Origin of the sequence: Rhodopirellula sp. MGV, assembly GCF_002251265.1 — a bacterium.
Taxonomy (GTDB): Bacteria; Planctomycetota; Planctomycetia; order Pirellulales; family Pirellulaceae; genus Stieleria; species Stieleria baltica_A.
Genome location: NZ_NPDI01000011.1, coordinates 1 through 15,288, shown reverse-complemented (window position 1 = coordinate 15,288; position 15,288 = coordinate 1). Strand labels below are relative to the sequence as shown.

14 protein-coding genes are annotated in these 15,288 nt (G+C 53.1%); 4 read left to right on the top strand and 10 right to left on the bottom strand.

Annotation, left to right across the window (positions count from 1 at the left end; all coding sequences use genetic code 11):
- Positions 1 to 176: 176 nt before the first annotated feature.
- Entirely contained in the window at positions 177 to 1,832 is a 1,656-nt protein-coding gene (locus CGZ80_RS28220; RefSeq protein WP_198953627.1) for a BCCT family transporter, read from the top strand.
- Positions 1,833 to 1,860: 28 nt separating this feature from the next.
- Positions 1,861 to 2,394 carry a DUF1697 domain-containing protein gene (locus tag CGZ80_RS04695; protein WP_094411879.1) on the top strand — a complete coding sequence of 178 codons (534 nt, stop codon included), beginning with the start codon at positions 1,861 to 1,863 and terminating at the stop codon, positions 2,392 to 2,394.
- Between the two features lie 222 nt (positions 2,395 to 2,616).
- Here CGZ80_RS04695 and CGZ80_RS04690 read toward each other — a convergent pair whose 3' ends face one another.
- From CGZ80_RS04690 to CGZ80_RS04670, 5 genes are all read right to left on the bottom strand, one after another.
- Positions 2,617 to 2,973, bottom strand: a complete 357-nt coding sequence (locus CGZ80_RS04690) for a hypothetical protein (protein ID WP_143543743.1) — start codon at positions 2,971 to 2,973, stop codon at positions 2,617 to 2,619.
- Positions 2,974 to 3,205: 232 nt separating this feature from the next.
- Positions 3,206 to 4,414, bottom strand: coding sequence for a DUF1559 domain-containing protein (locus CGZ80_RS04685; protein ID WP_158222554.1), 1,209 nt, complete (start codon positions 4,412 to 4,414; stop codon positions 3,206 to 3,208).
- Between the two features lie 419 nt (positions 4,415 to 4,833).
- On the bottom strand, positions 4,834 to 6,255 hold the full coding sequence (locus tag CGZ80_RS04680) for a hypothetical protein (RefSeq protein WP_143543742.1): 1,422 nt from the start codon (positions 6,253 to 6,255) through the stop codon (positions 4,834 to 4,836).
- Positions 6,256 to 6,385: 130 nt separating this feature from the next.
- Complete coding sequence (locus CGZ80_RS04675) at positions 6,386 to 7,039, bottom strand: hypothetical protein (RefSeq protein ID WP_094411871.1); 654 nt, start codon at positions 7,037 to 7,039, stop codon at positions 6,386 to 6,388.
- A gap of 7 nt (positions 7,040 to 7,046) precedes the next feature.
- Positions 7,047 to 7,583: an RNA polymerase sigma factor gene (locus tag CGZ80_RS04670; protein WP_094411869.1), complete on the bottom strand. Its 537-nt coding sequence runs from the start codon at positions 7,581 to 7,583 to the stop codon at positions 7,047 to 7,049.
- 1,081 nt (positions 7,584 to 8,664) lie between these two features.
- Here CGZ80_RS04670 and CGZ80_RS27845 point away from each other — a divergent pair.
- On the top strand, positions 8,665 to 8,832 hold the full coding sequence (locus CGZ80_RS27845) for a hypothetical protein (RefSeq protein ID WP_158222553.1): 168 nt from the start codon (positions 8,665 to 8,667) through the stop codon (positions 8,830 to 8,832).
- 564 nt (positions 8,833 to 9,396) lie between these two features.
- Here CGZ80_RS27845 and CGZ80_RS04660 read toward each other — a convergent pair.
- Positions 9,397 to 9,813: a hypothetical protein gene (locus CGZ80_RS04660; protein ID WP_094411865.1), complete on the bottom strand. Its 417-nt coding sequence runs from the start codon at positions 9,811 to 9,813 to the stop codon at positions 9,397 to 9,399.
- A 459-nt stretch (positions 9,814 to 10,272) separates the two neighbouring features.
- On the opposite strand from CGZ80_RS04660, the gene CGZ80_RS04655 reads away from it, so the two are divergent.
- Entirely contained in the window at positions 10,273 to 10,500 is a 228-nt protein-coding gene (locus tag CGZ80_RS04655; protein WP_094411863.1) for a hypothetical protein, read from the top strand.
- A gap of 879 nt (positions 10,501 to 11,379) precedes the next feature.
- Here CGZ80_RS04655 and CGZ80_RS04650 read toward each other — a convergent pair.
- The 4 genes from CGZ80_RS04650 to CGZ80_RS04630 all read right to left on the bottom strand — a co-directional run bounded on the left by CGZ80_RS04650 (position 11,380) and on the right by CGZ80_RS04630 (position 15,072).
- The gene (locus CGZ80_RS04650; protein WP_143543741.1) at positions 11,380 to 11,817 is read right to left on the bottom strand and encodes a hypothetical protein; all 438 of its coding nucleotides are present in this window, start codon (positions 11,815 to 11,817) and stop codon (positions 11,380 to 11,382) included.
- Positions 11,818 to 11,894: 77 nt separating this feature from the next.
- Positions 11,895 to 12,158: a hypothetical protein gene (locus tag CGZ80_RS04645; protein WP_094411859.1), complete on the bottom strand. Its 264-nt coding sequence runs from the start codon at positions 12,156 to 12,158 to the stop codon at positions 11,895 to 11,897.
- A gap of 281 nt (positions 12,159 to 12,439) precedes the next feature.
- The gene (locus CGZ80_RS04640) at positions 12,440 to 13,189 is read right to left on the bottom strand and encodes a hypothetical protein (protein ID WP_143543740.1); all 750 of its coding nucleotides are present in this window, start codon (positions 13,187 to 13,189) and stop codon (positions 12,440 to 12,442) included.
- A 1,328-nt stretch (positions 13,190 to 14,517) separates the two neighbouring features.
- Entirely contained in the window at positions 14,518 to 15,072 is a 555-nt protein-coding gene (locus CGZ80_RS04630; RefSeq protein WP_094411853.1) for a hypothetical protein, read from the bottom strand.
- Between the last annotated feature and the right edge of the window lie 216 nt (positions 15,073 to 15,288).

Here is a 15,288-nt window from a genome sequence, read left to right as displayed (position 1 = left end):
TCCGCGCCTCGCGGTGCAATCTCTTCCACCCTTGGCTCTTTCGAACGAAGAGCCTTTTCAAACCGGAGTCCGCTCCTATCTCGCCATCAGCAGACGACAGCCACGACGACGTACCTGCCGAATCGCCGCCATCGGTTCGCCAACTTCCTCGGATTCGATGGGGCAAGCACTTTGAGATGCACCCTGTCGTTTTTCCGGCGGCAGCACTCACCATCCTCGGCCTAATCACGATGTGCTTCGCGATTCCCGCAGACAGCCTTCGGACCACGTTTGAAGAAGTCCGTGACGGGATCAGCCAAACATTTGGATGGTTCTACGTCGGCCTGATGTCAGGATTCCTGCTCTTCGCTGGCTGGCTCGCCTTCGGACCTTTTCGCCACGTGCGGCTGGGGCCAGATGACTCCCAACCCGAGTTCAGCCGCCTCTCCTGGTTCGCAATGTTATTTAGCGCCGGGATGGGAATCGGCTTGCTATTTTACTCGGTCGCCGAACCAATCGATCACTTCGTCTCACCGCCTCCTAGCTACCATGTTTCGGGCGGCCCCAGCCGGTTGGCAATGGCGATCACCACCTTTCACTGGGGACTTCACCCTTGGGCACTTTATGCGATCGTCGGACTTTGCTTGGGCTATTTCGGCTTTCGCAAACAATTGCCACTCAGCTTTCGGTCGGTACTCGAACCAGTCTTTGGGCGATATGTCTGGGGCCGCGCCGGTGATCTGCTGGATCTTCTCGCCATCGTGGCCACCCTGACCGGGGTTGCAACGTCACTTGGCATCGGAGCCCAACAAGTCAACGCAGGCCTGACATTTTTATTCGGAATCCCAGACTCGATCACAACACAGATCATCTTGATCGCGGCAATCACTGCCGTCGCGACGTTATCAGTCGTCATGGGACTTGACGCGGGGATCCGCCGGCTGAGTGAGTTAAACCTGGGGATTGCTGCGATGCTGTTCCTGATGGTGATCGCCGGCGGTGGACTCTTTGCATTTGCGTTTGGATGCGTTGCCAACCTTTGGTCGTATGTGCAATTGCTCCCGCGTGCTTCGGTAACGACTGGGATTTTTGACACAGATTCGCAAAGCTGGCTCACCGGATGGACGGTATTTTTCTGGGCTTGGTGGATTGCCTGGTCACCGTTCGTTGGACTGTTTATTGCCAGAGTTTCTAAAGGACGAACGATCCAGGAATACGTCGTCGGAGTCCTGGCGACTCCAACCCTGATCGCGATCCTATGGCTCACCGCTTTCGGAGGCACAACTCTTCGGCAACATGTCCGATACGAACGGTCGGGCGAGACTCCGCTGACATCGTTTGCCGTGGCCGAACTCTCCGACGACGGAACCCCCATCACTGCGGATGACGGATCGATCGAGTACAAAGAATCGCCACTCACCGTCGTCGAATACCGGACCACTGCCGTAGTCACCGATGATCACCAAGCGATCGTCCAACCGCTCCCAACGGTGTTGTTTGTGCTACTCGAGAGCCTGTTCGGAAGCGGCCCACTGACAACGCTCGGCATCGTGATCGCGCTGACGTGCATCGTGCTCTTTTTCGTAACCTCTTCCGATTCTGCGTCGATGGTGATCGACATTATCGCGTCCGGCGGAAATCCCGTCCCTCCCGTCGGCACTCGTTTATTCTGGGCCATCACCGAAGGATTGGCCGCAGCAGCACTTTTAACCGTTGGCGGACTCAAAGCCCTCCAAGCGGCTTCGATCACCGTCGCACTGCCCTTCGCTGTCGTACTGCTGCTGTGCTGCGTCGCTTTGGTCATACAATTGTATCGCGACCAAGCAAAACAGGTCGCCAACCAGTGCGATTGATGACCACCAACCGATGACTTGACCAACGATGCAAACTTGGATCGCTCTCCTTCGCGGAATCAACGTTGGTGGCAACAATCGATTGCCGATGGCAAAGCTGAAAGCAGAACTCGAATCACTGAAACTAAACAACGTCCGCACCTACATCCAAAGTGGTAACGTCGTGTTCGAGTGCAATGGGAAAGCCAAACCGCCACTGCGGAAGAAGATTCTTGATTGCATCGACACGCATCACGGATTCCGGCCGCAACTTTTTTTATTGACCGTTGACGAACTGCAAGCGGCCGTCGATTCGAATCCCTATCCCGAAGCGACCGCAGAACCGAAGACGCTGCATTTTTTCTTTCTGGACAAGCCTGCTAATGAAGCAGACATGACAGCACTCGGCAAACTTCAAACAGCCGACGAACACTTCACGATCACCGAACAAGTCGCGTATCTGTTTGCACCCAACGGCATCGGTAAATCCAAGTTGGCCGCCAACATGGAGAAGCACCTCGGCGTCACGACCACGGCCAGGAACTATCGCACCGTCGACAAGGTGTTGTCGATGACGAAGTAGCAAGCACTTCGCAATCCCCTCCCGCAAACCCGTAGTGGATTTTGTTAAAAATCCCTGCCCAAAATCGATGCTCCGGATCTTTAACAAGATCCACTACTCACTTAAGGAAGCCGTGCCGGCTGCATTGACTCCGGAGGAGTCCGCGTCGATAGCTCGGGGTGGCAGCTCCGAGAACTCAATCAAAATCAACACATTCGCCCCGGAGGGGCCGACGTTGCACGGCTATTGCTGAAACACGTGCTCCCTGCTGTTCTCTTCACCACAGTAAAGACAGCTCAATCGTCGCTTACTGGTCTTGCGTCCACAGTTTTCGCAAGACTGCACTCCGTTGGTCATCCTGCCATCGGCGACGCCATCACGCAGATCGATTTCGCTGACTTTCGCGACCAACTGTTCGTCAGTCAGCCCTGTCTGCTCACGCACGATTTCCCAAAGTGCCTGACAGGTCAGCGCGAGCGATTCGACTTTGTCTTCTAACCGTGCGACTTCCGATTCATAACGCTTCGACTTCGTCTCTGCCCTGCTCGCCGCATTCCGAGCATCAGCGATTTGCGATTGTTGATACAGCTCCCACAACACCGGCGTCGCCTCACAATGTACGAATGGTGATTCATCAATCAAGTCCACCAGCCAAGGCCCAATTTCAACCGCAAGAAGGGCGCCGCAAATCAGCAATGCTCAGCACCATCAAAACGTAGTGGATCTTGTCAAAGATCCCGCCACCACCGTAGTGGATCTTTTTAAAGATCCGATCCCCAAGCCGAAACGCGAACCGCCGGATCTTTAACAAGATCCACTACCTAGCTGACGATCAGTTTTCGTTCAACAGGTCGTGGTCATAGTCTTCTTTACCGTCAATGGTCAGAAGATCGAAAAACACATCCGTGTCCAGGGTTGCCGATAGGTTTCGCACAGATCCGTCCCACATCGTAGCGATAAACCGATTTTGGCCATCTGCGACAATCAGTTTTCTCCAGTTCTGTTTGTCGACGGTCAGGTCCTCCGGTTTCGACCAAACAACCGCGTTGTCGGGTGTTGCGTCCACGATGCCGATGGTATTTGATAACCCGTCGAGGATGTTTTTAAACGCAGTCGACTCTCCTGCACGCCCCATCGCGGTATCGGGAGTAAGCGGCGCGACCATCGTTGTTTTTCCATCTTCGACTGGGAGCTGCCCGGCATAAACCTTGGGCATTTCGCTAATCAGCGGTTTGTTGTTGGGACCGTCCCATGGCTCATCGAGATGAAAACGACTCCAAAGTTCCGTCTCGCCAATGTACGGAAGCAACGCAACCCGCCAACTCAACAGACGCTTGCCTTTGTCGTCGACAATTGCTTGGGGAGGGAGTCGATTGTAAGTTGCGTGAAAGTTGTGAAAGCCGAGCATGGCTTGGCGAAAATCATTCAGCCGCTGGGACTGTCTCGCGTTTTTCGTTGCCCGCTGATGAAGCTCCGCAATCAAATCGACAAGGTGGTCTCGGTTTTCAAAGACAAGCTCGGCCGTATTGCCGCTTGAGGTCGGGGTGACCGGCAAAGGGGTTCCCAACTGATCCGTCGCAAGATTGGCGAACCATTCTTTCGCTTCCAGAGCAGCCGTTTCGCTGCTCATGATCGCGGTTGCCTTACCACCGAACGTCGACGTATCCAATCCGAGTGAAAGGATCCGCAAGTTCTCAAGTTGGCTGAGCGCATCCAGAGCCGCTTTTTCGGATGCCTTCGTGTTGGCCCGCCAAGCGGGCAATAGCTGGCGAACCGCGTTGCTGGGCATGAGCGTCAATGCGACGGCGTAGGGATTACCTGCGATTGCATCGACAAGTTCTTGTGGCGGGGCGGTTGCCGCACCAGGCGTGGACTGGCCATTGGGTGAGGTCACCACGACACAGTCATCGTGCACATCAACTCGCTGGTTCGGTGCGATGACGGACAAAACCTGTTGTAACGCCAGCGGCTTACCACTGGGCAAAACCACCTTCGGTTGACCACCGAACAGATCCGAAAGGTCTGCAACGACGTAAACCATGGAGCATTCGAATTCCCTCAACGTTGATTGCATCGATCGAATTGTCGGGCTCAACTTTTCAAGGTTGGAATCTTGCGTTGCTTTTGCAAGAACCCCACAAGCTTCTGCCGGATCGGCATTTTGCAAATCAATCCACCCAAGCATCATCGTTTGATCGTTAACAAACGGTCGAACCGATTGATGCTTCTCTGGGAATCCGTCTTGCGCAAAACATGGTATGCAAAGCATCCATAGCGGCAAAACAACGGACAAGCGAAGAAACTGTGTCATAGCCTGGATTCCTGTGTTTAACGGAAAACTTGATCACCTAAAACGCCACGCTCAAAACGGTTCGAGTGTGGCGATGATGTTTTGCGAAGTCGCCATTCGCTCGGCATAAGTCGCAAGAACGCATGCTCCCTACATGGATTAAAAGTCCACTATTTCCGACGCAGTTCGACATGCAGTTCCCTCAGGAAGTCTGCGTCCTCTGGCACGTCCGCCGACAAGTCGAACGACATCAAGTTGGTTTCGCTTCCCACCGAATAGCCGAATGCGGTGTCGGTAAAGGGGTCACGCGGGACGGGCAAGTCAACAATCGCTTCCAACGTTTCCGGAAGCTGTCCGTTGTTGGCTGCGAAATTGCGAATCGCCTCAACTGCCATCAGCCGACGAATCCGCAACTGAGTGCGAATCCCGGAACGGTTCACTGTCGACACGGCGGGCAATAGCAAGCCGGTCAGCATGCTCGCGAAACTGTCCGGGTTTTCATCTCTCCATTTCCCAAAACTCGCGTCCGAGGTTTCAATGACGCGCTGACGCATTGGCTCCTGCAACAGAAACCCCTTCTTGAGCGCATCGGTTTGCTCCGCGATCTGGTAGTTGGCGTTCAGCAAAACCGCACGAATCTTAGACATTTGCTTAACAACACTGGCATCCAATCCGTGATCAATCAGCGACTGCCGAGCGGATGGCGTCGAGTTATCAGAAAGTAATTGAAGCATAGAGACGAACGATAGATCGGACTGACCGAGCCCTCGCAGGTCTTCCGCCGCTTTGGCCACATGCGCCAACCAAACCTCATCCGAAAAGTCATCGCTTTCGGCCATCTGCAAGATCGGCAGATGACGCTGCATCAAACTCATTTCCAAAAGCGCCTGGTCGGCCGGATCTCCAAGGTCAGCCGGAAGGCCCGCCAGTGCCCAATAGAGGTTGGGACAATCGGGCTGCTGGACCAAAAATTCGATTTCATCGCACATCATGCTCGCGATGGCGTTGCCAACGAGTCGTTCAATGATGGTCTCGCCATCACCGATGTATTCGGAGAGCCGGAACCCAACGAGCAGTTGGGCGATTGCGTCGTCGTACTCTTGTTGCAATGCGAGCGTCCGAATCCGGAATCGCAATGCCTTGGCCAATGACCGTGACGCTTGGATTTCAGGCAATAGGGTTGAGAAAATTGCGGCTCCACGTTCGTCACGGATACGTAAATCTCGCGTTTGATCTTCACAGAAAGCAAGCCGGCCCAGCTCGTTACAGATCTGTTCTACAGCATCTGAATAATGCCGAATATCTTCAATCCTCGGACTCACTTGGAAATCCATCTGGAACGGATGCTCTCGACCGTCTTGCTCTGCCTCTCGCGTCCACCCCAAATCGACATGCTGTAGTGAGACCAACGCGCGAGCGGCGTAGAGGTTGGCTGACCCAGGCTTTAGTTCGATGCGTCGAGGCCAAAATCGATACTGAAGCGCGGGCCGAGGCTCAGCAACCGGGTCAACCGAAAGCGAGCTTGTCTTTGGGGCGACTTGTGCCTTGGCTTCAGTAGGACGCGGTGATCCAAACAAGGCTTCCGCGGTCATCGTGCTACCGAGCTCGCTGGAAGGCGAACTTCCCTGCCCCTGACAATCGGCAGATTGCCAAGATAATCCGCTGATCAAAAGGGCGGAATACAAAGTGCGCATCATTTCATTTCACCTCTTCATGGTACGTTCAAGATTGAATCGAGCGACGACGTCCGAAAGGCCGGAGCTCCGGTGATTCATAGGTGTTGTAGTGGGGACCTCCCGATGGGAGCTCATCAACTGATGCCGGGCCGGAATGACCAGACGGTGAGAGAACCGACATGCCATGCCCATCTCTCACCTGGATCACGTCGCGGTTACCGATCGGTGTCGCGACGATGCTTGATGTGACCGATGCCCGCTCAAGCATCTCGTTCCAAATCGAAGCAAGCGGTACTGACGGCACAGCCAATGCAGCAGCGAGCGCCGGATCAACGGAATTGGTAATTGGGCGCGAGTGATTTGGTTCGTTGATGCTTGCTGGTGGCAATTCGCTATTCTCATCCGTCACATCGACTGAACTCATACTTGCCTGCGCGATCGATCGATCGGCGTCACGGGTTGCAATCGACATCAGAATCAAAAATCCCGCTGCGACTGCCAAACCGCCGCTTACCACTCCTCCGGCAAAACTACGAAGCCGAAAATTTCGCTCCACCGCCAACTGCTGCTTTGCCGCTTGCCAGCCTGCCTGATAGAGCATCTCTTCCATTCCTGATGGCACATCCACAACAGGTGCAGTTGTCAAATGTCTTTCGAAAGCGGTCAGCTTTTGATCATCGGATGAACGGTGGTGATTCATATTTCGATCAAATATCGGCGGTGAATAAATCATTAAAATCGTTGGACTGCTCGGTCAGCAGACAACGCAGTTTTTGCAGGGCAGCGTGGTAGTCACGATGGACTTGCGAACGAGAACGTCCAGTTAACTTGGCGATTTCACGGATAGCCAAGTCGTTCCAAATTCGAGCAACAATCAACTCTCTCTCGTCGACGTGGAGTTCGCCCATCGCGGTGCCGAGTTCATCAATTTGGGATCGGGTCCAAGATCCGATGAAGCAAGCGGGTTCTGAAAATGCGAACAGCCTAGAACGCGCACTCGCCGCTAATGTCTCTTGCTCACGACGTCTTGCACGGTTCCGAACTCTTGAGATGGCTTCATTGCGGACAACTGTCGCCAACCACGCATGGACGTCATCGGGAACCGGACTCGCAACTGCCAGCTTGATGAAAGCCACTTGAACGCAGTCACCAGCCTCGTCCGGTCCACATCGTGCGCTGGCTAAGAGCGTCAGCCCACCGGAATGGCGTTGCCATCGATCAGCAAGTTGCGACGCGGTGATCACGGACTGTCAGGCTCATGCACAGGAAGAAAGGCTTCAACACGACTGGCTCATTCAGCAACCGGAACAAATGACAAAGCCACGCTGCCTCGTCTCGGCCGGCGATTGCCTAAGCTACTAGATTGACGCTGGCAGTCCGATTTGTCCCTCAATCTGGGATAAAAAATCAGAATGTTCGCCGTACGCCAAAGCCCACCTCATCCGGAGGCAATCGGCCCGCTAACTGAACGGGCCACCATGACAGGTATCGGGTCGAAGACACCGCTCCAAAGAAGCGAGTGACATACCTTTCAAGTGTTCTGCCTGCTGATTCTAAGAGTCGCCTTTCGCTCCGCGAAAGTAGCGTTCATTTCCGTGGCTTTTGCCGAGCACAAGGCGACATCAGATGAGCCCAAGGCAATCGCACGTTCAAACAGCGTGACTACAGTCATAGGCCATATCGATCACCGTCTCATCCCAACCTGCGCGAAGCCACTTGGCGCGGACTGAATCTATCAGCGAAGTACCTCGTCGCAAAATACTGAGTGCCATTCGGCGAATCGCGTCCGCGACACAATTCACATCAAACACATCGTGCTGTGAATTCATGATTGCCAATGGTCTCGGAGATGTTTGCAAATCGCTCGGACCTGGGCCGGAAGGCTTGAGATGAAGAGCGACGTTTCATCGTACTCGCTCCTACTGCCGCATCGCCTACGATTTTCTCGATGAGAAAGATCATTCCAACGACCTAAATGCCCCTCCAAACTGAGAAAGATTTGTCGCTTGGAATGCCGATGCCGTCGCAGATGCGTGATCAATCGCAACAATCCAATTTCTCCATTGTGATGTGCTCGCGAAACCTTTTCACCTGGTCGACCTGTCCGCCACATTCAATGAACCGGGCTCTGTCGATTCGGAGAATCGAGCGACATTGTCGCTCAACTTTCCAAGTTGAAGGCGGACCAATGCAAATAACTCTGCCGTAGAAAGAACGAACTCCCTGCGAGATGGTCTCCGCAGCTCTCGATTGCCCCCGTGCCATTCACCTCTGTCCCGTTTAATTTTCCTGGGTGACCCCATTCAAGGCTCTTTACTGACTGCGATGGTTGAACGATCGACGTCAACCGATTCAGGAATGGACAACAACAACGACAAACAGAACGCCAAACCCCAGGACGCACCACAATTGAATCAAACAGAGAAACACCAGCGACATGGTGGACAACAAACGCCTCTTCGTGACACGAAAATGATGCGAACCTGCCCGTAGAGTTACCAAGACCAATACGATCGAAATTGAAAAGCAAATTCCTATTGCGGCAACCGCGTGCTCCAGGAAAAAGCCTTCAAAACTTGGCAATGATTTCACGGAAATGAATTTTGGCCGTCCCGTTAGCAGACCAAAAAGAATCGCCGTGCATATTGCCACAGACCCAAAAAAGATCCGCCTAGAACGCGACTTTGCTGCTGACCCCAGAGGCTCGGACGCCACAGTTACTTGGCAAGGTGCATGAACCACCCGTTTTTGCGAATCGCACATCAGTTTGTTGGCGTCGGCATTTGTGAAGGTTTAACACTGGGATAGCCCATAACAGCCATTCCAAGCGTCCAGCAGAAGAAAAGGTACGCGGACTCATTGAACATTGATCTGCTACTGAATCCAGAGAAGCAATGCTTGCATGCGAGAGCAAAAGCTATCGCAGTGAGATCACCTTTTGGCTAAAGGCCACGCGTTTCCTCGCGCTGGGGCACTGCCCCGGTATGCATTCCCATATTTACGAATTTTGAATTGAATGGCACCATCCATTCAATGCCAACGGAAAACGACCTGCAATTAGCACCCCGCATCTTCCGCAATGGCGCGTAACAACGTCGATTCCACACGGATGAAACCGTCTACCAACATCATCGGAATCTGCTGCTTATCGTTCGCAGTCGCTTTGCGCAAAAACACGTCCTGCTCCCAAACTTCATTGGCGACCACTCGAATCGACTTTTTCAATTCGGCGTCTCCAACCCCCGCGGTTCCGACCTTCTTCCATCCCCTTCTCTCAAATGATGCTGCAGCAGTGTAAACAGAAACAAGGGGCCTCCCTGTATGCCAATCGGCCGCATCTGAAGAAAACGGGCCGCGAAATTCAATCAACATTATTTCCTTAAAGTACTTCGACACGAAGATCACGCGCCCCAGCGCCCACACCCCATTAATCGGCACGGCGATAACATCACCCCTACCCGCAGTAATCTTCATTGTGAATTCCTCCGAGCTACGTTTAACGTGTCGAGAACTTCTTTCAGCTCCTGTGATCTTCCTCATAGGACAAAAAGTCAAGAGCTGGATTTTAAGGAGCGTTTTTCCGAGCCGTTCATCCAGCGAAACAATGCAGCACCGCGTGCGATGAAAGCCTGCTGAACTTCAATACTGGGGACCACCAACGTCGCTCCTTAGCCGGCAAAAGAATCAAAGAACGCTACTTTCGGCGGAGCGAAAGGCGACAATCAAAAATGCACTAGACCACACCTAAAAGAGTTTGTCGCCTTGGTTTATTTGGAAACGGTAGTTTGCGGATACGACTTCGGTTGATTCGTCTACTGTCGCCGTTTCGTGGGCAATTCCAGGTGATTGCTCGTCGTGCCGATTGACTCCGAATCAACACCGTCGCCGACCAACAAGTCGATCACATCGCCGCTGGTGTGACAGAAGGTTACGGTGACAACGCTTCCCGCGCCTGATGCAACGGAACCATGGCCCAACACCCTCGACCAACTGCGTTTACATGACAAGCAATACACGAACACGGATCAAGTCGCATCTTTGCTTGCGCCCAATGGCATCGGCAAATCTAAGTTGGCCGCCAACATGGAGCAGAACCGCGGTGTCACAAACGCGGCCAGGAACTACCGCACCGTCGACAAGGTGCCGTCGATGACGAAGTAGCAAGCACTTCGTATCCGCTCCCGCCAAGCCGTAGTGGATTTTGTTAAAAATCCATTCCCCAAAATCGATGCTCCGGATCTTTAACAAGATCCACTACCCCATCAAAGCTCCCTAGAACCATCAACATCGGCCCCTCCGGGGCGAACGAGATCGATCGCAAACGATCTTCGCAATGAAAAGCACGGTAACCACTTCACATTGGTTGCAACGCGGTGGAGATTGCATTGACTCCGGAGGAGTCCACGCCGGTAGCTCGGGGTGGCAGCCCCGAGAACTCAATCAAGAACAATACACTCGCCCCGGAGGGGCCGGCGTTGCAGATTCACCTTCTCACAAAAACGCGATCAAGACATCGCCGCTTGAACCCGGCAACATGCATTCTCAGCTCCGCCCCCACGAATGCACAATCCGGAAAACACACGTTGCCCAATGCGACACTTCGTGGACCAGCTGACGGCTTCGGATCTTTAACAAGATCCACTACGAGTCGCGAGGGATCTTTGACAAGATCCACTACGGAGGGGGAAGGTGCGCAAACAAAAAACCCCGCAAGACGCTTGGCCTTGCGGGGTTCTTTTTGAGTGGGCGATACAGAACTCGAATCTGTGACCTCCACGATGTCAACGTTCTCCAGGTGATTTTTGCGATGTAGAACGCCGCCCTAACTCCTTGGATCACAACAGCTTACGGATCGAGCAATCTGGGCCACTTAGCAAATCCATCTGTGGGCCACTAAGTGGGCCGGCAAACTGTAAAAAATGGAAACGTTTTGCCCCAAAAAAAACGGAATGTCTTCGACGGGGACCACGAAAATTCCGTGGGCCAGGAAGCAACCCGGACTACGGAATGGACTGATTCCTGATTCCAGTGGCGAGTGGATCACTTGGCACGCTGCGGCAGCTGCAACAGCTTCATGTAAGCTGCTTTGGTGATAACTCCGGAGCTACGCCACTTACGAAGCACTTCTGTCGGAGGGGCTTCAACTGTTGGATATCCGTGCCAACTTTCAGTGGCGTCACGCATGAACCGGTAGATCTTGCCATCCTTAAATGCCCACAGCGACGGCACCGTATTTGCCGCCGCTTTCTCACTAAACTCAGCTTTTCGGAGGACTTCCGTGGCCTCGCTGGGCGTCAGATCCATTTTCGTACCCGTGCGACCTGAACAGTGAGCACCAGTGTGTTTTGAATAGTGATGATACTGACGCTTGAACGGCACCTCTAACTCGTCGATCCACCTTGTGCTGTGAAGAAATGCCCTGACCTCTTCCCGAATCGCAACGGTTTGCGGTCGCACAGATGCAGGAATCTGATTCACTGGCAAACTGTCCAAAGCCTTTCCAAGGTTCACGAAGGCAGGGCGAAGGATCCTTGCGAAATCGATGTTCTTTCTGGCTAGTGAAATTGCTCGGTAATCGACCGCGCGTACTTCGGTATTTTCCCTGTTTTCGCAAGATCACCGAGAAAAGGGACCATGCTCAGACCACTGATGGCCGCGCCCAGTAAATCACCTCGCGCAAGCGAAATCAGTCCGCTGATGCCATCGCTAACTGGAGTAGGGTCAGCGATGCCAACAATGTCTAACGCAAACTGGACAATATCAAGCGATAGTTTCTCCGCCTGTTTGGGTACCTTGCCAACTCTTTTCACGAATCCCATGGGCCTGACCTTCGATTCACGTTGAACGCAACACCAGTGCCGAAGATAGCGTCACTATTGGCTTCCACGAATCCAGTAATCGTCAATGACAGCAGCATCCTAATGCTCTCTAAAAGCCCCAGTTGCAACGCCGTGATTCACATTGCCAACAAACGCCCTTTCGGACATAGCCATCTACGTCGAACGACTCTTTAAAACTGGAAGCATGCCAGCACGAAGCGTGGCAAGCATAAGCCCCGCAACACCGGATCGAACGGAGTATAGGCTACGCTTCCATCGTTTCACCCGCTGAATTCCCCGATCAGTAGAAGAACTCCCTCCCATCGAGCTGCGGCGTACGTACCAGCAATCGACACAACTGTCCTTTTCCTGGGCGAATCGCAAACGACGTTAAAACTCCGGGATGAAAGCTCGTAGATCTGAATCTTCCGCTTCTTGTTGCCAAACTCCTTCTTAAGTTTACCAATTCCCGGTGACATTTTTGCAGCATGCCGAATCGCAACCTGCCGCTTGCCACGGGAAACAGCGAATCCGCCGCAATCGGCTTGTCTTTGGAGTTCGCGTTCAGCATCACGCAGCAATATTCCCCCCTGAACCGCACGTTTAGCAAGGTCCGGAGATTTGTTTTGAAGCGTGATAAGGCGTCGTACTGCAGACGGTGTGCTACCTGCCATCCGAATTGCAGCAACACGAACGCTTTCGCCCTCTTCGAGATGCAATGGCTTTCGGTCAGTGAAATACACATCCAAATCGACGCAGAAACGCCTACCGCTCTGCAGCTTCGACGCCTCAGCGGCAAAAGCTGGTTCATCGAGAAGCCTCGCTTTTTCCTTTATCAAAGTTTCGAGTTCAAGTGCGATTTGTGCTCGTGCGGCGCGGTTGTAGCTTCGTTGGTATTGATCAGCCAAAACGAACTCAACCGCATTGTCAGGATCGATTTGCCGCAATTTCGGCTCAATCCCGAGCATAAAGCACGCAATTAACCGATGCCGACCGTTAAGCAATACCCCTGCGGATGTCACATCGATCAATTGTGTTTGCCCCGTCTTGGCGATCGACGTGCACAACCTGCGTTGATTCGCCTTGCTCAAAGTCGGCAAAAGCAAACATGCATCAGAAACTGATTTGATTGTTGGGTGGTCACGAATAACTTTCTCGAGTCTTGGGATCGGCATCTCGGCGATACGCGATAGCGTTTCCTTAAGCTCAGATCGTGAAATTGGTTGGTTCTGAACGGTCGGCATTTTGTGCTTTTCCTTTGTTTGAATTGAAAAAGAATTCGACGGAAGCATTTATTGAATCACATTCTTGATTCCCGATACAAAAAATCGTTCTCCCAACCTTGCCAGACAAATTGTGAACAACGATGCGAGACTGCATTTTCACGCACCAGATTCGCGGTACCGACCTCTCAAAAGTTGCAGCAAGAGCGCATGGCACCACACAGCACAGCGATTCAATCGGGTGCTCGTGACAGGCCTGCGGCCGACAATGCAAGTGAACGTCTAAAAGTTTTCCCGGGCGCCCGGGAAACTCACATTGCGTTGCTGGGCATCCGCAACTGTGTACTAGCACGCGACATCGAACCGCCTTTGATATGGCACTTGGAAAACTCGCGTGTGGCAGCTTCGAAAGCACTCGGCTCGATCCAAGCGACCAGTCGAGCCGTGCAAGCGGATACATCAGCCGGTACTGCAGAACCAACCCGGTCGAACGACGATTCGCCCCCCAGAATTGATCAACCGCACCAGGATCACTACTTTCAAACGGCTGTGAGACGACAGACGCAATCGAAAACTCCGCAAAGACGGCGAACGCCGTTGTGCGTCGCGAATAGCTAAAATTCGACATCGATTCAAACGAGCAATACAAAAAGCACCAGCAGCAGTTGCCAACGTACCGCAGAAGAATTTCTACAAGACGTGGAAATACAACGATTCTGGTCTCTGTGATCTTGTATCTTGAGAAACATGCGCCCTCCCCCATCGTCTTTGACGATGTTGCGATAGCGGAGTGCTCTGTGCCAGAGCAGCGCGCCACAGAAACGTGCTCTCGTATATTGAAGCGCCCGCTGGACCAACGCTCTGAGCCAGCTCAGTGTGTCATCCACCGCAGGTCCGTCACGAGAGCCCAACAGCGAGCATCGCCAGCCTTGGAACCGGTTCAACCAGAGACCTTTCGCACAAAGCTTGGAGCCGACCAGCCACCCGCGAAAAACAACTGAAACGTTCGAGGCGGAAATGGGAGAATCAATTCCGGGATGAAGGTGCGCGCGAACCGCAGCGGCTTAACGCGAGCTCGAAGGATCGGCTCGCTTGCCGCTTATCCTCTTGACTTCTGACCTAAAGCGATCGCATTGTTACGCCACGAAATGGAGTACAGCTTGAATGCTAAGCGCACCAACGATCCAAAACAAGCCAAGGACCACACCAACGGTATCAATCCAGTCTCTTCGGTTTGATGTCTTCCCGACCAACAACTGGTGCGCAATCCAAGCCGCCACGGTGACGTTGGCAGGCGTCTCAAACCCTCGATTGTAATGGTTCCATAGAATCTGCCAGAAGTCATGCAGTCGAATGGAAAGAGAGTCTTGAATTTCATACGGATTGTCAAACGCAATAATGCTCCAAAGGCTGGCGGCATCCAGCACGAATGCGGAAGCAACAGCAAGAACAGAGAGTTTGCCTTTCGACCAAAACGTGTGCCGAAATCGTACGTGACGCCAGAGAATTCTTGCGGCAAGGGTCAGCGTTAAGATACGAATAGCAATGTGGGTGCTGAACAGGACATCGGCGAACGTGTTAGATGTGTCGACGTGCGTCCCAATGATTGCCGCCGATATCGCGAACGCACTGATCAGTAGAAGTGCATCAAGGATTCGGAATCGGTCTGTCTCAAGAGCAGTGGAGGTCAACGCATCCTCATTGGCGTAACGTTACGGATCACGCGGCGGCGGCGATTGACTCAAACTCGGTACCAGCACAACTCCGCCGCTCGTCGTGCATCCGATTGTTATTTGCCCGTACGCTTGGCTGACTCAATTGCTTCGTGGTCTTCGATACTCCTTTTTAGTCGCAATGAATATGAATTGTCATCATGAAAGATCAAAGAAAGGCAGAGAGCCTCCAAG